The sequence below is a fragment of the Nostoc sp. DSM 114160 genome (assembly GCF_053470305.1).
On sequence record NZ_JBPFGO010000001.1, the window covers coordinates 255,393 to 275,031 of the forward strand.

Here is a 19,639-nt window from a genome sequence, read left to right on the forward strand (position 1 = left end):
CAAGTCGCCTTCATGATGTATCGCTAGACGACTTGGTATTAGAATATGAGATCAACCGTAGCTTGATTAAAAACTTCCAGGATTGTCATCAAGTGCCAGCAAGAAATTAATCAGGTCTGCTTGCTGGTTGGAATTAAACCCAGCCTGTCTATCTACGTAGAAGTAATGACCAGTGCCATCAAGGTTACTACGCACTAAACTAGGATTAGCTTTGTTAGCTTTCACAACTAAGGCACGAAGATCGCGATCTACCAAGGCACGTAAGCTGCTAGCAGGATCGGCAGATATACCTTGACTGAGAGTCCCAGATAGCCCTAAACCACTCTTGTTAACAACCGTGAAACTACCATTTGAGTTCACTTTCAGGCTTCCTGCCCGTACAGCTGCACCACCATCGTGCAAATATGGGGCGCTTAAATAAAGACCACGCAAGGAAGTAGTTTTGTAACCGCCTTTTGGCAATATACCTTTAGGTAGAGTTGTGGGAGTATCAGAGATACCCTGCGTTGGTACATCCAGGACTTCAGCCTTAGCAGGTATGGGAACGGGAGTGTTAAAAGTGTATAGCTTGGGTGGTACTAACAATTTACTCAGTCCCAAGCGAGATTGGGCACGAGCGGGGTTAGTACGAATTTCATCAATTGGATGAATTTTGTTGTCAGTAAAGAATGGTGGAATATGGCAAGTTGCACAATTGGCTTTCTCGAATACTTTTGCGCCACGCTTAACAGAATTGCTGTTTAACGCTTGCCAGTTTTCTGAAGTCTGGTTGGCAGGTGGCACTAAGCTATTTTGGAAAGCAGACATAGCATTGGCAGCAAATAAGAAAGTGCCACTAGCAATATCACCAGGCTTTTGAGTATTTGGGCTGAAAACTAAACCGTTGTAAGTAAACAAACTAGGGCGCAGGTTTGGGTAAGTTCCTGTACCAGGGACAGGAATTTGATCTTCTAATTCTGCTTGTGTAGGCTTTGGTGCAATTACCCCCCGCAGCCATTCAGAGGGTTTTACTATCACTCCTTCTGGTAAACGTAAGCTCTTAACGGCAGCGTTTTGAAGAAATGTACCAATATAAACCTCTGGGTCAATACCAAGGGTTTTTGCACTGATTTGAGCAGCTGCCAACAAATTGTTTTCTGAAGAATGAACACCATTGCTGACAGCGCTGAGTCCCGCAAATGGACCTACAGCAAACTGTCCATCAAGGAAATAAGGATGATTCTTAAATGTGAACATACTGGGAATTTGAGTAGTATCGTTGATACTATCTGATGAATTCTCAGAATTACCAAAAGGCACATCCAATACTGCATCGTCGAAAGCTTTTTCAAACTTTTCAGGATCGGGTAATTCTACTTTATTACCTTTACTGTCTAAAATAATTTTCCCATTGCCTTTGTATTGTGGATCTAGGGGATTGAAGTTTAACCGCGCAAACCCTGCGGCTGAATTTGGTGATAAAGCAACGAAAAGGAAGACAGCAAGTTCACCATTAGGTACTCCTGAAAGAGTTTTACCATCACTAGAAAGGCTTGCATGACAGATTGCACAGGTAATATCGCCGTTAGGTGCGCTTCCTAGTGCAACAACTTGTCCCTTTTGGAATTTCAAACCTGTAGGAATAACAGTCCCTTTAGGTAAAGTTCGACTACCTATAGTTAAATCCTTCTGGAGGGTAATTTTTAGGTTTGTCGTTGATTGTCCGTGCAAATTAGCGACTGCTGCACCTATTTCATTTGATAGAACATTAAAGCCTTGCCCTAAACCAAATACCCCTTGCAAACCAAATGTATCACCAATCTTCCGGTTGAAGAATATATCTTCACCTTGGGCGATTAATTCCTTAGTAATTTTAACTGCCCCTACCCGTTGATAGGAAATGGGGTTATTAGGATTGAGTCCCTTATTTGCAACTAGTTGTGATGCTTCTTGAGGACTCAGCAGCTTGCCGAAATAGTCGTAATAGCCTAACGGTTGAGTCGGAGCAGGTTGCAAAAGGTCAATTTTTGCGAAAGCTGTCTGGCTTGTCATCAACCAATTTGATAACAAGATGCCAAAAACGCTAATGAGAAAAACGCAGATTAATAAAAAAATCTTCGTTTTTGAACCATACAATACCCTAATGACATCAGTCTTAGGGTTGTTTTTTTTTGTTTCATACTGAGGTAATGACTAAAAACCTATAGGTAGATATATCACACTATTACGTAAAGATATGTAATAGTGTGTTTAATTTTTTTATCAATTTGATGGCTGGATTACTTACTTGTATCTAAGTATATGCTCATAAAACCATCACTCAATATTGAACCTAAAGGCTTGTCTTACCTACCTCAATCTATTTTTTTATTCGTTGAACTTCAGGTTAAATTTAATGAATTCTCTCTCTAAGTAATTGTTCTTCTAAAGCAGCAATGCGATTGTACGCTGCTGTTAATTGCGCTGTCAGTCGTTGTATTTGAATTTCTGGTGTTATGTTATCTCCACTTTGACGATGCATGTCTAGATAAATGCCATCTGTCAATACATCTTTGTGTTCCATTTCTGTATTTAAATTGTTACGTCCTTTAAACTGGTAGCCTCCAGCCGCGTCATTTTGTTGGGAATTATCCTTTGCTTGTGTATTGGCTAAAGAACACTCTGAGTAAGTTTGAGTGACTTTACCATCAAGCTGCTCAATTACTTGGCACAGGTCATCCAGCTTTTGGCTTAGAATCAGGATCTGCTGCTGTAATAGCTCCATTTAATACCTTTATTCGTACATTTCCTCTATGGTATTCAATTTACTCTCAACCTTAACGATACTTATGGATTATTTAAGTATTGATAATTTTTGCTGGAAATGTGACATTTAAATCATTACTTCTAAATACAAGTAAGGTTTCACTATAAGTACCACCAAGTAAATTTATGGATAAAAATTAATCTTGAGGTAGAAATTTGCCAAAAGATTGCTAATTTGAGTCAAATATTCAAAATTACCCGTATTATCAAGAAAAAATACTGATAATTCTCCAGATTCACTTTTTCAGCTAGTCAGCCATTGGTGAATCTCTGCTTAATATTAGGTATAATCAAAAATCTCAAAATCCAAAATCAATGGATCGACGGTCTTTTTTGCTGGGTACAAGCACACTGGCGCTTTCACAACTGCTTTTTGGCTGTGGTGGAAACAAGCAAACGCAACTAAAAGTACAGTTATTAAAAGGTTCTATACCTGGTCAGGTGGTGAATCAATTCCACAAAGGTTTGCAGCAACGGGTGCAGTTAAAATTTGCTCCAGTTGAGCATATACAGGATTTATTTCAACAATTACAAAATTGGCAGCAGAAGCCAAAGACCAGCGATGAGAAGGGATGGCGTCGTTTTATACCCTTTAGGCAAGGTCAAAAAGCCGCTGACACAGACCTAGTGACATTGGGAGATTACTGGCTACAAGCGGCTATTGAACAAAAATTGATTCAACCACTCCAAGAAGTGCAGGGAAACCAATTAAAGCAGTGGTCTACTTTAAATGAAAGGTGGAAACAACTGGTAACGCGCAACGACCAGGGTATTTTGGATACTCAAGGGAAGGTTTGGGGTGCGCCTTACAGGTGGGGTAGCACGGTAATTGTTTATAACCGTGACAAGTTGCAAAAATTGGGATGGACACCTAAAGATTGGAGTGATTTGTGGCGAGATGGAATGCAGCAGCGTATTTCTCTACTCAATCAACCACGAGAAGTTATTGGTTTGGTCTTAAAAAAGTTAGGAAAATCTTATAATACAGAGAATCTTGACCAAGTACCAGACTTGGAAAAGGAATTAAAGATTTTAAATCAACAGGTCAAGTTTTACAGTTCCAATAACTATTTGGAACCTCTAATTATGGAAGACACTTGGCTAGCGGTTGGTTGGTCAAGCGATGTATTGCCTATTTTGGGACGTTATCCGCAGCTTGCCGCAGTTATCCCCCAGTCAGGAACAGCAATCTGGGCGGACTTATGGGTACGTCCCGCAGGGATTACTAAGGATAGTTTATCAGATCAATGGATTGATTTTTGTTGGCAACCAAGCACAGCTAAAGAAATTTCAGTGCTGACTAAAACTAATTCACCAATTCCTACAAATATTGCCGCTTCCGATATTCAAGAACCATTATGGAGTTTGTTAGAGAGCGATCGCAAAGTTTTCGATAAAAGTGAATTTTTACTTCCTTTACCTCCATCAGCAATAAAACAATACGAATCTTTATTCGCCAAAATGAAAGTTTAATTGGGAATTGGGCATTGGGAAAGAGGAGGCAGGTGGTCACTGAGCGACTTGCCTTGAGTTTCGACTGCGCTCAACTACCGCGAAGTCGAAAGGAGTCGAAGTGAGATAGAAGTTCTAAAATGTTTGAATTTTGAATTTATTTCTCCCTCATGTCCCCCAATTTCTAACTCCTAACTCCTAACTCCTAACTATTTACTAGAGTAAACGCTGTAACCCTATCTTATTTTTAATAGTGGTTTGGATACTACATAAAGCTGGACTTGTACTAAAGTTACAAGTGTAGGTCGCTAAGGGTTCTTTTTGATAATTAAATACTCGGACGTTGTAACCAAAGTTCCGTGCAGCGCTACCCAAACGATTTACGAAGTCGTAGCGCTCTATATACTCTAGTAAGCTCCAAATTTGCTGATTTACGATCAAGTCTACTCGTGCAGGTTCTTTGTTAGAAGCTGGATATGCGATCCAATTATCCAATAGCTTTTTTTCAGAGTTTTGTTGTGCCCACCATAAACTGGGAACAGTTAATCGTTCTGGATGAATGGTGGTAGCTGTGATTATATAGTCTTTTGGCTTGGTCAATAAGTCTAATTCTAAAGGCGCACTAGAAGGCGACGGGATTGATGGGGTTTGTGCTATTGAGGGTGGGACTAGTAAAGCTGTAAGGGTAATAGTTAGTAGTAATGAAAATGATGTTTGGCGATGGCTGCGCCAAGGGCGATCGCAGAATTTAGGTATATACATAAACTAATTCGTAATTCGTAATTCGTAATTCGTAATTCGTAATTAAGGTACTAGTAAAAAATCGCATAATCTAAAGTTTAATTGCAACGATGCGAATTCTTCGATAATCTGCTGTCCAAGTTCCTTGTTGATATAGTGTTGGCTTCAGATATTCCTCAACGACGGGAATTATTTGTATTTGTTGCTCAGGTGAAAGTCCGGTTAAAAATGGACTGGCGAACATTTTAATCCAGTTTGCGATGCCTGCTTCTCCTTCTGCTAGGGGAGTTGGGCGAGGAAACAGGATAGCATAAATGACATCAAAGCCTTGCTGTTCTAAGAGGCTACTGTATTCGCCAATGCTGGGGTAATACCAAGGATTCTCTACTTGTGCTTGAGGGATACCAATGGACTCTAAAGCACTGTATAAAGCTGTGGCGATCGCCTTTATATTCCCTTTACCTCCAAATTCTGCGACAAAACGGCCTCCGGGTTTTAGAGATTGGTATATGGAGGCGATCGCGCGATCGGCTTCTTTTACCCAATGTAGTACAGCATTGGAAAACACAGCATCCAATGGCTTATCTACTTGAAAGTTTCTAGCATCAGCAACATCAAAGCGGATATGGGGATAGTTTTGTTTTGCCTTCTCAATCATCTCAGATGCATAATCAACTCCCATGACTTCAGCCCCAGCTTGGGCAATTTTTTCTGTGAGTTGTCCAGTTCCACAGCCAAGATCCAAAATGGATTCTCCTGGCTGAGGGTTGAGTAATTTTAGTAAGTCTTCGCCATATTGCCAGACAAAGGCGTGTTTATCTTCGTAAAGCGAAGTATCCCAATTATTGCTTGTCGAAATATTATTCATAAATAACTATGGTGGTTTTTAATTGAATATAATAAAACGTTTTTCTTATAGTAATTATATCCCCGGCTTCTTAAAGAAGTCGGGGATCTGTGAATTTCACAAATCAATACGATTGTTATAGCAGATAAGAGTTTACTTTCTACTAGTCAACTTATCCAAGAAATCCATTTTTACAGCAAAGTTGATAATATCCTGACCTGTGGCAGGGATTGTAATTTCACCATTATTCAGGGCGACAATATATGGCCAATTATCAATCCAATCAACGATTGGCCCGCCGGAAGCGCCGCCTGTGGTAGCGCAGTTATGATACAGAAGGTTCGACTTTTCACCAACAATGCTGCAATTATCTTGGTAACTTGCTGTCCAGCCCTGACCAGCAGTTAACGATTCATTGCCTTTTTTGGTGGGATCTGGGTAGTCACCAGAGTAACCGACAAAGAATAATTTACCTTGCTTTTGTTTAATCAAAGTAGAACTAGGTACAGATTTCCATCCTAAACGACCATATTTGCGAGCTAGAGGCTGATCAATTCTGATTAACGCCCAGTCATTGCTTTGATTTTTGACGCTATCAAAACCACCATTCTTGAAATCTGTACCGTACCACACATTTTTTGCAACATTCTCTACTTTGGCAATATCTTCTTGACTCTGAAGTTTGCCATTAATCACATTGGGTAGAAACCGAAGTTCTTTACTAAGTTGATGAGTCTTAGAATCAATTACACAGTGAGCATTAGTCAAAACAATATCATCAGCAATTAATGTGCCCGTGCAATAATAGCCTTTAGCGTCGGCTGTTGTTCCCTGCACTCGTCCGATCGCTGACCAAGGATAATATCTACTCTGCATAGGTCTACGCTTATCTATACCATCGGGGATACCGCGATCGCCTTCATAAGGTTTTTCGGACTGTTGAAGATCGCCAGGTTTAAACGGCTTACCATCCCCTACAAAATTCAGCTGTTCTGTATTTGGCGATATCGGTGATTCTGTTTGTGCTTGGACTGATATCCAACCACCTAAAGTGGTAAAACCCACAATTCCGGCGATAAAGAAAGCAAGCAGTTGTTTGTAAATAGACGGTTTACGCATTGATTTTACTCCTGAGTTAAAACGTGAAAATTTGATATCTGACCTATCTCCTGCTAGGAGACAGGCTTTAAATTGCCTCTTTTTCCAGTTCCCTCTCCTTTTAGGAGAGGGTTAGGGAGAGGGTCAATTCGGTATTCACCGCCACTCCCCTTGCAGAGTGAAGGCCGCCCAATAACGAGAATGTTTCCAATCTGGATTTTGCAAATCTTTTCTTAGCCACATTTGGCGTTGGGCGAAATTAAGGGCGGCGGCGGGAGATTTCTTTTGTTCCAATATTTGTTTGTAGAATGCAATCATTAGCTCCTTGGTAGATTCATCGTTCACTTTCCACAGAGACACAGTAACTCTAGCTGCACCAGCATACATAAAGCCTCTTGTCAAGCCCACCAGCCCTTCACCTTGGACATCCTGCGCTCGACCACTTTGACAAGCACTTAGCACTATCAACTCTGCTGGTAAGTTGAGGTTGAAAATATCGTTGAGTCGCAGGAAGCCTCTGGTTTGGGGTTTACCTTGTTTATTTACCAGAGACAGTACGATACCCGATAATGCTGGGTTCACAGGGTCGAAAATGCCGTGAGTTGCAAATAGCAGATAGCGATATTGGCTCAACTGTTTGCTGGTTGCGAAGTTATAATTGGCATCGAAGTTAAAGGCGGAAAGCTTTTCATTAGGAGAATTCACCAGTCCGAGAATTGCTTCTCCCTCGCATTTCGTACCTGAGAGTGGCTCCAATTTGTCCCGATTGATGTTTTTCAAAGATGTTTCTAAAATTGAGCGATCGAGGCTGGTTTCCGTAGATGAATAACTATTTGAGGGTTGACTTTTCAACTGTGATTGCTGCTTACTGTAGATTTCACCACATGATGAAGGGCTATCCAAGGGTCGATCGTTCTTTACTCGTGGATCGTTAACAGTAAATACAGGATTTGCCAGAACAGCTAGAGTTTTGGGTGCAACGTCGCGTGTTTTGAGTTTTTTTCTGTGAGTTGCAATGCTAGATATTGAAGGAAGATTGACAATTTCATGATTCACAACTAGGGGTTGATATTCGTTGCTGACTGATGATTTTCTCGGTTCGTTTAAGGCTGCGAATGGTACTTGATGTAAAATCCCATCAGCAACGATAACTAAACGTTTATTTCCTAACTTCCCAGCTACAGGTTTAAGGATAAGTTCACTAAGTGCAATTGCAGCTTTATCTGTATTTGCAAAAGTTTGAGCGTTGTCTTCTGATGTTCCTCCCTGAATCAAATTTTGCTGTTTTGGCTGTAAAAGGCTATTTAAATGCTCTACAGTTTCGACTATCTTTTCTTGTCCAGGGAGTTGGTAGCTTTCCAAAGAGTTAGGAGTGACTACCCATAGATAACTGCGTTCTCTTCCCAATGAATATTGCAACAGGATAGTATCTTTATCTAGTTGCTGTTTAATTTCTGAGAATTGCAGTATATCTTTAGGATTAGTTAATTCTGCACGTTCTGGATTAGCCGCCCTGATTTTTTCAGAAATTAATTGCGATTCTTGGATAAGAGTTGTAATTTCTTGTTTGGTTTTTGCAATCTGTTCATCAGGTAATACATCTCGACTGAATAACTCTGATAACAACTTATCTTTTGTATTCAATTTAGACTGCAAACGACGTTCTTCTGCTAATAGTTGTGGGTCAACATCTTTACGGAGATTGACGTTACCTGCTTTTAAAAGTTCTACCAAACTTCTGGCGCGGGCGCGTTCGCTGATGTGCAGTGCAACAGCATCGCATCTATCTTTGATTTTGAGTTTTGGGATGTTGAATTCGCATACTTTTGTGGGGTCTTTTTCGTGCAGTTGCATCAACAAGTCAATGTAGAATTTGTAGTAATTTTGCACTGTAGCGAAGTATGAGGTACGCAGTTCATCGCTTTGGACATTACCGCGTATGTTTTCCACAATGTTGATTGTAGTTTGGATGTTAGAAAGTGCGGCTTCGAGTTTTCCGAGATTGTGTTGATTGATGGCGATTAAGTAAAGTGCGTCTGCTTCGCCTGTGCTATCTTTAAACTCTCGTCGCAGCTTTAACTCTTCATTCAGCGTGTCTATCGCCTCCTGATACTGTTTTGATAAGCCGTAAGTGAGACTGATATTGTTGAGAGTTTGAGCTTCTAATCTACGAACTCCTAATTCGCGGTACTGCGATAAAGTCTTTTGGTGATTAATTAATGCTTGCTTATAGTCGCCTTTTGTGCGATTAATAATACCAATCAAGCTGAGAGCGCCTGCTTTTGAATATTTATTTACACGTTTTTCTGAGAAAGATAATATAGTTTCAGCATTTTTTAATGCATTAGGAAAATCTTTTTTTAACTCGTAAACTCTTGCTAGACCCATCAATCCGGTGATTGTAAATTGAGAATTATTTTGTTCGCGTGACAATGACAAGACTTGATTGTAATATTTGATAGCTTCAGGATAGTCTCCCTTTGCCATATACAAGTTACCAATCAAAGGAAGAATCATAAGCTCAAATGGCTTATCTGGTATTTGTCTATATATCTGTAGTGCCTGTTTATAACTTTTAAGGCTCAAATTGTAGTCACCTAATAGCTCGTAAAGAGATGCTATATTACTAAGAGTACGAGCTTCTAGATTTTGATTTTTTGTTGATATTGCAATATCTAATGCTTCTTTATAAATTTCTAAAGCCTGCTGATAATCTCCCTGCGATGTATAGATATCAGCTTTTTGGTTAAGAGTATTGGCATATCTTTCTATGTCTCCCGTAACATTTTTGTCAAGTTGGAGAGCTTCATCTATGAATTCTAATGCTTTTTGATTATCACCAATATAATTCTTATATATACTGATAATGCGTAGAATAGTCATTGATTCTAAGGCTGCATTACCTCCTTTTTGAAAGAGATTTTTTGCCTGTTTGTGATGTTCTATTGCTTTTTGATAATCTCCTTGTGATGTATAAATATCAGCAATCTTTTGAATTGTTAAACCTTCAGCAATTAATAAATTTTTTTGTTGTTGAATTTTTCTGGCTTGATTTAAATAATTAAGAGCTTCTTCAGGTTTACCTAATTGATGATAGAGAGAACCAATATTTCTTAATGTTTCTGCTTTTGCTGGTAATAAATCTTGGCTTGTCTGCTGAATCTCTAGAGCTTGTTCATAGTATTTCAAAGCTTTTTGAGGTTCACCCATTTGGGAATAGCTAAAGCCAATCTGGTTCAAAACTGTAGCTTGTTGTGGCAAATCCTTTAATGTATCGCGGTAAATTTGTAACGCTTGATTTAGCGGTTCAAGAGTCTGGGGTATTTCACCTAATCCAGTGTATACGGCAGCTATAGATAACAAAACTGAAGCTACAGCATCAAATTTTTTTTCTGCCCGAAAAATTGACTCCGCTTGCTTCAAATACGTGAGTGCTTCTCGCGGTTTACCAGTTCGGGTATAAGCATGAGCAATAACAGTTAGGGCAGATGCTTCAAGTACAGGGAGTTTTAGCTCACGAGAGATATTTAGAAATTGATTAAAATACTTTAGTGCTTCTAGATTTTCTGAAAGAACGACGTAAACTACACCAATTTTTTGGTTTATCACAGCTTCCTCTAGGCGCAGTCCTATATCCTGAGAAATTTTTAACGCTTGTTGATATTTCTTTATAGCCTGATCGTATCCTTCTCTAGTTCCTTTTTTTTGTAAATTCTCTCCTTCTTCAAACAGCTTGACTCCCTGTTCGTATAACTTTCGTTGCTCTGGATTCAAAGGAATTGATGGGGTAGGTGCTGGCTGCTGTGCAATATATATTTGCTGCTGATTCTGATAGCTTCTCAGTAATACTTGCTTATCCCCAGTTTCTAAAGATGGAAAACTATCTCGATATTTATCTAATAGAATTTCTGGCGATCGCTTTGGTGAATAGTTCTCTAAACCACTAACCTTTGCACCCACCGCATCAGACAACAAAACCACACCCAGCAATGCAGTTAAACTATAACGATAAACACGAGAAAATGAGCAGCAAAAATTAAACTTAAACTTAGCGAGCTTGTTCATGCTGAAGCCTCAATAACCTATGAGTTACTTGGGTTTAGATATTTATGGTTGAATTATTTTACAGATATCAATTATCAATTTTGTTCTTGAGGTTTAAGTCTTTCATAAACAAAATGGAACGCTTTGGTGACGGTTGAAATCCCTCATCATGCGCCTGATAATTGTTGACTGGTTTAATAAATCTCTTTCTGATTCCAAGGTTGAGTTTATAACGTTCATTCACCTGCATTGACGTTGTTACCAAAATAGATACAAAATTTTGTAAAATCTTCCTGATTACTCGTTTTAGCGTTATCTAGCAAGGTTTTATGTCGATTTAGATCCCCGACTTCTTTAAGAAGTCGGGGATCTGAGGGTCAAGTGAGCAAAACCAAGTAATCTGCTAAACTCTAAACCAGAGTTAGGAGTAAGTGTAATGTTTCAAGCCTTACCAAAAACGATCGCTTTTGAAGAATTCCTCAATTGGAAGCCAGATGGCGGATGCTATGAACTACACGATGGGGTAATTGTTGAAATGCAGCCAGTAGGAGATCATGAAGAGATTAATGGTTTTTTAGCCGGCGAAGTAACTTTGGAGTTTAAGCGATTAAAACTCCCATACCTCATACCCAAGCAAGCACTAGTTAAGATTCCTGACAAAGAATCAGGTTATTCGCCTGATGTGATAGTGATAAATCAAAAAAATCTTTCAGCAGAACCGATGTGGAAAAAGTCTTCAACGGTTACTCAAGCTGCATCTGTTCCTCTAGTTATTGAAGTCGTCAGCACTAATTGGAAAGATGATTATGCACACAAGCTGGTTGACTACGAAACTTTTGGCGTTCCTGAATACTGGATTGTTGACTATTTAGCTTTGGGCGGTAGAAGGTACATAGGTAATCCCAAACAACCGACTATTTCGGTTTATTATTTGGTGGATGGTGAGTATCAAGTTAACCTGTTTCGGGGAAGCGATCGCATCATATCCCCTACATTCCCAGAATTAAATTTAACCGCCGAACAGATTTTTCAAGCTGGGCGTTCAGAAAATCAATTATGAACGCAGTGCTGAAACTCCCATAGGGCCACGAGTCACACCCAATTGATTTTGCAACTTCAACTCGCGCCAGAGTTGGGAACCTGTAATCTCACCTTGCAATAATTGACTATAAAAATGTATTGTTTTACTCACTTGTTCTGGTGTTTCATTCACAAATTCGATGCGGAAGTGACGTAATCCCAGTTCTATAAGGCGCTGTACGTACTCGGCTCCCGTTTGAGCAGTGCCGTTAAATACAGTATTGCGGCAACCTACATCTGCTTTGAGGACATGTTCGCTACCAACGCGATCGCGCAATTTCACTTCCTGCTTTTCACAAGGTCGTCCACAGTTAGTATAGTCTGTACCTGTTGAGAGAAAAGCGCAAAAAACACAATGCTCCATGTGAAACATCGGTATATGCTGATGGATTGTCACCTCAAACCACTGGGGCGGACAACTGGTAAGCAGGTCTTGCAGTTGGGTAATATTCAAGTCGTATGATGCTGTCAGCCTTTCTAAACCAAAGTGTTGCTGAAAGTAGTCTGCTGTTAAGGGATTAGCAACGTTGAGCGAAAAATCTCCAATACAACGGTCTGCTGCAAAGAATTGCAATTGGTCATAGTTCCGTATCAGATAGCCATCTGCTTCACAAGCACGTACTTGCTGCAAAATCCAATTTTCCCCCGGTTTAGTAATTCGGGGTGGTGCAACCCAAATTGTGGGGAGTTGGGAGTTAGGAGTTAGGAGTGCTGAGTTATCAGTTAAAAGTGAAGAATTGTCTGTTTTGTTTTTTTGCTGTTGTTGGCGCACCAGTTGTACGGCTTCTTGGTAAGCGCGGGGGTCTTCAAATTCACAGTATAGGGTTTCAATACCGACTTCGAGTGCGGCTTGGAGTTGCTTGAGATTTCGTACTAGGACGATGAGTGAAGGAGATGTAGCTTTAGCTTCTTGCAGGGTGGGAGATGAGGGGAGTAAATTTTGGAAAGAGACATCAGAATGTAATTGCCAGCGTTTGGGTTGACTTCGCAATTCTTCCAACTGTACTACCATTTCCCGCCGCATCCGGTTCAATTCACTGATGGGTAGCATAATAGCACCGCTGAGGTGGTTGGTTAGTGTTCCTAAACAGAAAGGGGTATTACCAAGACGACCGAATTGTTCTTTTAAACGGTCTGTATCTAGTGGTTTGGTGTGGGCTTCAACTAAAGAAGTTGCAGACTCTACCTGTACAATATTACCGAGTCGATCGCGGGCGATCGCAATCAATGCCTGACCAACTTCTCCATAAATCTCTAAGTCAATCGGACGCTGAAATTGGGGATTCTCGCCAGCAAAACTCTGACGCACTTGCTTATCGAGTTCTGGATCGCTGGTTTTCCAAATGCGATCGCCTATATGCACTCGGCGCAGATTCAAGTCATTTCGCCCAAATGTCAGCAAAGTTTCTTTACCTTTGGACGCCACAGCGTAAACTCGGCCACCTTCTTCCTTCGCTTCTGGATGACCGCAGTCAAATACAATTCCATCGCCTGGTTTGACAGGCGCTTGCAATTTAACTGTTACCTCTTCGTTGTGAATGCGGCTGACTTCACCTAAATAAACCCCACGTTTTTTACCAAAGCGGGCGTGAACTAGTTCCTGATTATTAATTCCGCCGAACCAGCCCGTGTAAAGTCCGCGAGAAAATGCCATTTCTAGGTTGTAATGTTCTTGGTCTGATTGACCTCTCCCCCAACCCCTCTTTGAAACGGAGAGGGGAGCTTTTATTCCCCCAACGCTAGTAGGGAAGGGGGTTAGGGGGTTAGGTCTTTCCAATTCCGTCATTACACTATCCAAAGCTTGCCGATAAACACGGGTGACATTAGCAACATACTCTGGAGCTTTCAGGCGACCTTCAATCTTGAGAGAGGTTACTCCTGATTTCACCAAATCGGGCAGAACGTCTAACCCTGCTAGGTCTTGAGGACTGAGTAAATATTTGCGTTCTTTTAAATTTACAACTTCCCCATCAGCGATTAAATCGTAGGGCATCCGGCAAGCTTGGGCACATTCACCTCGGTTAGCAGAACGTCCACCTAAAGCCTCACTAGTCAAACACTGGCCGGAATACGCTACGCACAAAGCACCGTGAACAAAAACTTCCAAAGGCAGCGAGGTTTCCTGTTGGGCAATCTGCTGCTGTATTTTATTGATTTCTTTGAGAGAACATTCACGCGCCAGCACTACCAATTGACAGCCAAGAGATTTGGCAAATTCCACTCCAGCCGCACTGGTAATTGTCATTTGCGTGGAAGCATGGATGGGAAAATCGGGGGAAAGTTGACGGATGAGACGGCATATACCAATATCTTGAACGATCGCCGCATCCACACCAGCTGCAATAATTGTGCAAAGATATTGCTGCGCTTCTGCTAGTTCTTTAGGAAATATTAGTGTGTTGATAGTGACATAACCCTTTACGCCCCGACGGTGCAGGAATGTCATCAATTGGGGTAAGTCTGCCTCAGTAAAGTTTTGTGCCCGCATTCTGGCGTTAAACCGATCCAAACCGAAGTAAATCGCATCTGCCCCATTTTCCACAGCAGCTTTAGCACATTCCCAATTACCTGCTGGCGCGAGTAGTTCAGGACGTTGAAGGGAAGGTTGGGAAGGGGAGCGTAGGCGTAGCCCATCGGAGATATCGCTTTTCATTAGATTTAGAGAGGGTTAACTAGCACCATAGTGATTTTATCGAAGTTATTGGGGGATGGGGCGTTCCCCAAAGGGGTTGCCGTAGGCATCGCTCTTTCATCTACGGTTTATTCAATCTTCTGGAGGATGCCAACCCGCAAGTACCCAATAACTGCGAACTTCTAGTGCATCTGCATCATCACTCAAATGTAGAACTGCAACAGTTGCTCTACCAGTCGGCGTTTTGCCAACAATACGTAAACCATCTTCACTCCAGCCAAAATGCTCAAACCAGACTTGAGTACGAGGGTTAAATAGCCTTACCGTTTCGCTAGTTTCTGGATCAACCCCTGTAGTTTTATCACTTTTGTAGCGATTACACAGTGGACAAGCTAGCCACAAGTTTGATTTATCATTGCTACCACCTTTAGATATGGGAATAATGTGTTCGATTTCCAAGCGTGCCATCACTAAACGCTGAGGACTCAAACAATAGCCACATCGGTTTCTAGAATCTGTGCGGACACGGCGTTCTATTTCTACAGGAATGTAAAATCGGACCATTGCTGTTAATTGAGGGCTGGTTTCAAGCCGCGTTCAACAGCTACTTTTAAAGCTCTTGCTTTACTTACTAAGCCACGTCGATAGACCTGCATGAGTTCATCTAGTTCGCGAACTTCTGCATCATTAAGTTGTCCCTCTCGGTGACGGGCTTGCAACTCACTGAAAACCTCTTGTTGCTGAGTTTCCATCTGCATATTGCACATAGCCAAAACCTGATCGTCCGGTAATGACTCCATAGGTAGTTCAGTAATGGCGCGGTCAATCCATTCTAGTAATACATCTTCAAGTCGCCGATGTGTGAAAGCAGCGATTTCTTTTGCTTTTTGTGCCAGTGTTTCAGGGAGTTGAAGGGTGACAATTTCAGCCATTTTCTACCTGCTTGCCTTTTACTTATGATTGTATCTGCGATCGCTCTGCATCTTCTAGTTAAAAAGAGCGATCGCTAGTTTATTAGAAAAACTAAAACTCAAATTGGGAATACTAAGTAAAGCGCTGGTATTTGCTGCGTAGAGAAAAGCAGCTTATTACCATACATAGGGCTGCTGACAATTTAGCAACTAGGAGAAGATTATGAGCTTACCAGTGACAGTAACCTTTATGCTTACTGATTGGATTGCCAAAGGATTGGCAGATGGAACCTTTGAACGAGTTGGAGGTGTAATTCGAGATGTAGCCACAAAACAAGTTGTCAGTTGGTTACGGGAGCAGGAATCAAATAATTATGAAGTGCCAACCTCACCTCCTTCTGCTAACAATTTACTCAACCTTATTTTCTCTGGGACAAATCTCGTTGCTTCAGGGGCTAATGCAGCTGTTACAGGAAAAGGATTAGCTAATATTAATGGGCGTTTAGGTAGTATTGAAAATCAGATAGGACAAATTGGGCAAAGTTTGCAACTAACTCAGGGAATTTTGCAGGTAACTACTGCTGCCAGTGTACTTAATCTTGGTGTCTCAGTGATGGGCTTTGCTGTAATAGCACAGCGCCTCAAGGAGCTAGAACAACGCCTCAAACAAGCAGAGGAACTATTGAAAAAAGTTAACCGGAAAATAGACCTTAGTTTCTATGCTAATTTTCGTGCTGCAATCGAATTGGCAATTAATGCCTTTACTATGACTAAACCAGAAAATCGCAGAAGCAGCGCACTACAAGCTATTAACCGCTTTATAGAAGCAGAACATATTTACACTGACTATGCTGATATCGAAATTGAGCAAAAAAGCCAAATTGCTGATGAGTATTTGCTGACTTTATCTTTAGCCTACCTAGCTGAAGCACGTTGCTATTTAGAATTAGAAGAACACGATACAGCACTTCGCCGCTTCCAAGAAGGATCAAGAGTTATTCGTTCTCGTATTCTGGAATATGTTAAGCTTCTACTTACTTCTAACCCAGCAGTATACTTACAACCTCAGTTCAAAGGTCAGATTGATTTGCGGAGGCTAACCCGAATTTACCAATGGCTCGATCAAACTTTGGATGAAAATGCAGTCTTTGATATGCAACGGATAAATCTATTCATGTTGGCTCAAGATCCGAATAACGCGAAGTGGGTAGAATCGATACCAGCAGCAATTTGGGATTCTAAAGTAGATTGGGTAGGCAAAGCATTTTGGGATGATCCTAAGCCACTGATTTACGCACGTCTTCCTAAAACTTTGGAGATAGTGGAATCTATGATTGAAACTAATCGCCGCTTTGAATCTTACCAAACAGAATTACAAGCAATATCCCAATTAAAAATCAGCTTTCATGACTGGCTTAAATTAACTCCGTCTACAGAGATTAAACCAGACGGTGCAGAATTAATGTACATCATTCCATCCAAACCTCTAGAGTTACAGTCTTCCATCTGAACTAAATAAAGTATTTGATTCGTAGCGAATTAAATTTAGCAAAGCTCTGCGTCCCTCTGCGCTTACTTTGCGTTACTCTGCGTTTAAAAACGCTACGATTGAAAGTAAAGCTGTACTAAGTTCGCTATGTTATCTTCCTAAGTTAAAGGCTTTTTAACTTCGCACTTTGTTAGCCCCTTCGCTCTTTTGACAAACTTTTCATCAAACGTGTAAAATTCAGAACAATGCTGACTTTGAGCTAGATGAAAAGCATCAGCAAAATCTAAGCCATTTTCATACCAATGGATTACTTGAATAATTAAGCTAGGATTAGTCAGGTAAATATTAGGTAAACCAAATAAGTTTCTCAAAGCTGTACATATCTCATGTGGTTTAAACTTGTATGCAAACCTTAATACCCATTCAGTCTCAAGTATTACGGTATCTGAGATAAAAATATCTTGAGTCTGGAAAATTTCTCTGCTATTTTGAAACTGTAATTCATCATCTTGAGTTAAAAATCTAACAATTATATTTGTATCAACTGCAATCATGCCACGATTCCTCGACACCTTGGCGAATTGCATTATCCATATCCTCAATAGTTTTAGGTTTACCTGTATATTTTAAACAGCCTGCTACATCATCTAATTTAGTTTCTGGAAAAAGTTTCTTAGGCTTTAAAAGAATTCCATCACCCATATCAATAATAATAAATTCTTGACCTACTTCCCATTGATGAGCTTCCCGCAAAGATTGGGGAATAATTACTTGTCCTTGAGGAGACAATTTGGTAATTTCCATTAACTTAAGAAGTAAAAAACTAAGAGTAATATAAAAATTTTAGCATTTTTGATTGTCCCCATTTCTCCTCTTCCTCTGCGTTCTCTGCGTTTCTGCGGTTATAGAAAAAAAGGACGAACCCGAAAGTTCGCCCTTAACATAGCATTATGCTGTCGCTCAATCCAAATCTAAATCTAAATCTTCGCTTCTTCTTTCACCAACTTATCCCAACCCAAATCTTTCAAATTATTATTTCGACGCAACGGACGAGTCACCAACTCTAATATGTCACGCGCATTCGTAAAGCCGTGAATTTGAGCAAAAGTGAACTCTACAGACCATTTTGTATTAATACCGCGTGCTTCCAATGGGTTAGCGTGAGCCATACCAGTAATTACTAAGTCTGGTTTCAACTCATAAATTCGCTGAAGTTGATTGTAATTATCCGGCTTCTCTACAATTTTTGGTAAAGGTGAACCCATTTCCTGACAAGTTTTCTCTAACAGTGCCAACTCAGCACCTTGATAGCGCTTATCCATATAGGGAATACCGATTTCGTGAACTGTCATCCCACAACGGATTAAGAATCTTGCCTGGGAGATTTCCAGCAAGTTATCACCCATGAAGAATACAGACTTACCGCGAATTAGTTTCACGTAATCTTCCAAGCCTGCCCAAATTTGGGCTTCCCGTTCATCCAAACCCTTAGGAGTAATACCAAACACCGAGCAGATTTTCTCAATCCAAGCGCGAGTGCCATCGGGACCAATGGGGAAGGGTGCACCAATGAGTTTACACTTGCGGCGGCGCATTAAGGTAGTAGCTGTGCGGCTGAGGAAGGGGTTGACACCAGCGACATAATACCCTTCTTCTAGTACTGGCAATTCAGTGAAGCGCTTCGCAGGTAGCCAGCCAGAAACTTTGATGCCTTGTTTCTTCAGTTCCAAGGTTAACTGAGTAACCACGGGGTCGGGAAGGGAGCCAAAGAGAACTAAGGGTGGATGATCTACGTACTCAGATTCATCTTGGGCGACATCTTCTTTCTTCTTACCAAAGTTGAGCAATTTAGCGATCGCATTACGTTCATTTTTCTCTGTTTCCGCCACCGGAGCCTTATCAGGACAACGGTTAGCCATTGCTGCTAATACGGTGTCTTCTCCTTGGGTGAAGGCGTAATCTAGACCATTTGCCCGCGCTACAACGATGGGAATCCCGATTTCAGATTCTAGTTTCGGTGCCAAACCTTCCAAATCTGTTTTGATAATTTCTGTAGTGCAAGTGCCAATCCAGACAATTACACTAGGATTGCGATCGCGTTTAATTTGCAAGCACAACCGCTTTAACTCTTCATAATCATTCAGCTGTGCCGAAATATCGCCCTCTTCCAACTCTGCCATTGCATAGCGGGGTTCAGCAAAAATCATTACCCCCATCGCGTTTTGCAGGAAGTAGCCACAAGTTTTTGTCCCAATCACCAAAAAGAAGCTATCTTCAATTTTTTGGTATAACCACGCCACGCAGCTAATTGGGCAAAAGGTATGGTAATTTCCTGTTTCACATTCAAAGTTTAAAGCTTCTGGTTGTTGAGCGACAGTCATTTTGGTTTTTTCTCCCCTTGATATTTAAAGTTAGAAGTTAGGAGTTAGGAGTTAGTAGTAGAGACGCGATTAATCGCGTCTGTACAGGAGTTAGGAGTTCTGATTAATAAATATAAAATTTTTTAACTCCTAAGTTTTTTCCTAACTTTTTTACTCCAACTTTTTTAACTCCTAACTCTT

At 40.7% G+C, this 19,639-nt stretch carries 15 protein-coding genes; 3 read left to right on the forward strand and 12 right to left on the reverse strand.

The genetic code is table 11. From position 1 onward, the window contains the following. Positions 1 to 66: 66 nt before the first annotated feature. Both NSTCB13_RS01135 and NSTCB13_RS01140 read right to left on the reverse strand, forming a co-directional pair. Positions 67 to 2,031 (reverse strand): hypothetical protein, encoded by a 1,965-nt coding sequence (locus tag NSTCB13_RS01135; RefSeq protein WP_448271141.1) that lies wholly within the window; start codon positions 2,029 to 2,031, stop codon positions 67 to 69. 340 nt (positions 2,032 to 2,371) lie between these two features. After that, complete coding sequence (locus NSTCB13_RS01140; protein ID WP_448271142.1) at positions 2,372 to 2,743, reverse strand: hypothetical protein; 372 nt, start codon at positions 2,741 to 2,743, stop codon at positions 2,372 to 2,374. A 356-nt stretch (positions 2,744 to 3,099) separates the two neighbouring features. Between NSTCB13_RS01140 and NSTCB13_RS01145 the strand changes: the two genes are divergently transcribed. After that, positions 3,100 to 4,257 carry an extracellular solute-binding protein gene (locus NSTCB13_RS01145; protein ID WP_448271144.1) on the forward strand — a complete coding sequence of 386 codons (1,158 nt, stop codon included), beginning with the start codon at positions 3,100 to 3,102 and terminating at the stop codon, positions 4,255 to 4,257. Positions 4,258 to 4,452: 195 nt separating this feature from the next. On the opposite strand, the gene NSTCB13_RS01150 is transcribed toward NSTCB13_RS01145, so the two are convergent. The 4 genes from NSTCB13_RS01150 to NSTCB13_RS01165 form a co-directional block, all read right to left on the reverse strand. Further along, positions 4,453 to 4,998 carry a hypothetical protein gene (locus NSTCB13_RS01150; protein WP_448271146.1) on the reverse strand — a complete coding sequence of 182 codons (546 nt, stop codon included), beginning with the start codon at positions 4,996 to 4,998 and terminating at the stop codon, positions 4,453 to 4,455. Positions 4,999 to 5,068: 70 nt separating this feature from the next. Continuing rightward, complete coding sequence (locus NSTCB13_RS01155; RefSeq protein WP_448271148.1) at positions 5,069 to 5,845, reverse strand: class I SAM-dependent methyltransferase; 777 nt, start codon at positions 5,843 to 5,845, stop codon at positions 5,069 to 5,071. A gap of 132 nt (positions 5,846 to 5,977) precedes the next feature. Next, positions 5,978 to 6,943: a trypsin-like serine peptidase gene (locus tag NSTCB13_RS01160; RefSeq protein WP_448271149.1), complete on the reverse strand. Its 966-nt coding sequence runs from the start codon at positions 6,941 to 6,943 to the stop codon at positions 5,978 to 5,980. Positions 6,944 to 7,078: 135 nt separating this feature from the next. Further along, complete coding sequence (locus tag NSTCB13_RS01165) at positions 7,079 to 10,987, reverse strand: CHAT domain-containing tetratricopeptide repeat protein (protein ID WP_448271151.1); 3,909 nt, start codon at positions 10,985 to 10,987, stop codon at positions 7,079 to 7,081. Positions 10,988 to 11,402: 415 nt separating this feature from the next. Here NSTCB13_RS01165 and NSTCB13_RS01170 point away from each other — a divergent pair, with 415 nt between their 5' ends. Continuing rightward, the gene (locus NSTCB13_RS01170; protein ID WP_448271153.1) at positions 11,403 to 12,026 is read left to right on the forward strand and encodes a Uma2 family endonuclease; all 624 of its coding nucleotides are present in this window, start codon (positions 11,403 to 11,405) and stop codon (positions 12,024 to 12,026) included. Here the strand turns inward: NSTCB13_RS01170 and NSTCB13_RS01175 are convergent. The 3 genes from NSTCB13_RS01175 to NSTCB13_RS01185 form a co-directional block, all read right to left on the reverse strand. After that, on the reverse strand, positions 12,021 to 14,699 hold the full coding sequence (locus tag NSTCB13_RS01175) for a DUF3656 domain-containing U32 family peptidase (protein WP_448271155.1): 2,679 nt from the start codon (positions 14,697 to 14,699) through the stop codon (positions 12,021 to 12,023). The genes NSTCB13_RS01170 and NSTCB13_RS01175 overlap by 6 nt on opposite strands. Before the next feature lie 111 nt (positions 14,700 to 14,810). After that, positions 14,811 to 15,242 carry an HNH endonuclease gene (locus NSTCB13_RS01180; RefSeq protein WP_448271157.1) on the reverse strand — a complete coding sequence of 144 codons (432 nt, stop codon included), beginning with the start codon at positions 15,240 to 15,242 and terminating at the stop codon, positions 14,811 to 14,813. Positions 15,243 to 15,247: 5 nt separating this feature from the next. Next, entirely contained in the window at positions 15,248 to 15,610 is a 363-nt protein-coding gene (locus NSTCB13_RS01185) for a hypothetical protein (RefSeq protein ID WP_448271158.1), read from the reverse strand. 202 nt (positions 15,611 to 15,812) lie between these two features. Here NSTCB13_RS01185 and NSTCB13_RS01190 point away from each other — a divergent pair, with 202 nt between their 5' ends. Further along, positions 15,813 to 17,099, forward strand: coding sequence for a hypothetical protein (locus NSTCB13_RS01190; RefSeq protein WP_448271159.1), 1,287 nt, complete (start codon positions 15,813 to 15,815; stop codon positions 17,097 to 17,099). A gap of 137 nt (positions 17,100 to 17,236) precedes the next feature. On the opposite strand, the gene NSTCB13_RS01195 is transcribed toward NSTCB13_RS01190, so the two are convergent. The 3 genes from NSTCB13_RS01195 to NSTCB13_RS01205 form a co-directional block, all read right to left on the reverse strand. Continuing rightward, a complete protein-coding gene (locus tag NSTCB13_RS01195; protein ID WP_448271160.1) occupies positions 17,237 to 17,632 on the reverse strand; it encodes a type II toxin-antitoxin system VapC family toxin in 396 nt (131 codons plus the stop codon). Next, positions 17,619 to 17,882 (reverse strand): AbrB/MazE/SpoVT family DNA-binding domain-containing protein, encoded by a 264-nt coding sequence (locus NSTCB13_RS01200; RefSeq protein WP_448271161.1) that lies wholly within the window; start codon positions 17,880 to 17,882, stop codon positions 17,619 to 17,621. The genes NSTCB13_RS01195 and NSTCB13_RS01200 overlap by 14 nt, the downstream gene beginning before the upstream one ends. Before the next feature lie 173 nt (positions 17,883 to 18,055). Next, complete coding sequence (locus NSTCB13_RS01205) at positions 18,056 to 19,459, reverse strand: ferredoxin:protochlorophyllide reductase (ATP-dependent) subunit N (protein WP_334912169.1); 1,404 nt, start codon at positions 19,457 to 19,459, stop codon at positions 18,056 to 18,058. Positions 19,460 to 19,639: the final 180 nt, after the last annotated feature.

Excerpts from the sequence above, each read along its gene's own strand:
- NSTCB13_RS01140 (WP_448271142.1), bottom strand. The coding sequence starts at position 2,743 with ATGGAGCTATTACAGCAGCAGATCCTGATTCTAAGCCAAAAGCTGGAT.
- NSTCB13_RS01145 (WP_448271144.1), top strand. The coding sequence starts at position 3,100 with ATGGATCGACGGTCTTTTTTGCTGGGTACAAGCACACTGGCGCTTTCA.
- NSTCB13_RS01205 (WP_334912169.1), bottom strand. The coding sequence starts at position 19,459 with ATGACTGTCGCTCAACAACCAGAAGCTTTAAACTTTGAATGTGAAACA.
- NSTCB13_RS01160 (WP_448271149.1), bottom strand. The coding sequence starts at position 6,943 with ATGCGTAAACCGTCTATTTACAAACAACTGCTTGCTTTCTTTATCGCC.
- NSTCB13_RS01200 (WP_448271161.1), bottom strand. The coding sequence starts at position 17,882 with ATGGAAATTACCAAATTGTCTCCTCAAGGACAAGTAATTATTCCCCAA.
- NSTCB13_RS01175 (WP_448271155.1), bottom strand. The coding sequence starts at position 14,699 with ATGAAAAGCGATATCTCCGATGGGCTACGCCTACGCTCCCCTTCCCAA.
- NSTCB13_RS01170 (WP_448271153.1), top strand. The coding sequence starts at position 11,403 with ATGTTTCAAGCCTTACCAAAAACGATCGCTTTTGAAGAATTCCTCAAT.
- NSTCB13_RS01195 (WP_448271160.1), bottom strand. The coding sequence starts at position 17,632 with ATGATTGCAGTTGATACAAATATAATTGTTAGATTTTTAACTCAAGAT.
- NSTCB13_RS01180 (WP_448271157.1), bottom strand. The coding sequence starts at position 15,242 with ATGGTCCGATTTTACATTCCTGTAGAAATAGAACGCCGTGTCCGCACA.
- NSTCB13_RS01185 (WP_448271158.1), bottom strand. The coding sequence starts at position 15,610 with ATGGCTGAAATTGTCACCCTTCAACTCCCTGAAACACTGGCACAAAAA.
- NSTCB13_RS01155 (WP_448271148.1), bottom strand. The coding sequence starts at position 5,845 with ATGAATAATATTTCGACAAGCAATAATTGGGATACTTCGCTTTACGAA.
- NSTCB13_RS01165 (WP_448271151.1), bottom strand. The coding sequence starts at position 10,987 with ATGAACAAGCTCGCTAAGTTTAAGTTTAATTTTTGCTGCTCATTTTCT.
- NSTCB13_RS01190 (WP_448271159.1), top strand. The coding sequence starts at position 15,813 with ATGAGCTTACCAGTGACAGTAACCTTTATGCTTACTGATTGGATTGCC.
- NSTCB13_RS01150 (WP_448271146.1), bottom strand. The coding sequence starts at position 4,998 with ATGTATATACCTAAATTCTGCGATCGCCCTTGGCGCAGCCATCGCCAA.
- NSTCB13_RS01135 (WP_448271141.1), bottom strand. The coding sequence starts at position 2,031 with ATGACAAGCCAGACAGCTTTCGCAAAAATTGACCTTTTGCAACCTGCT.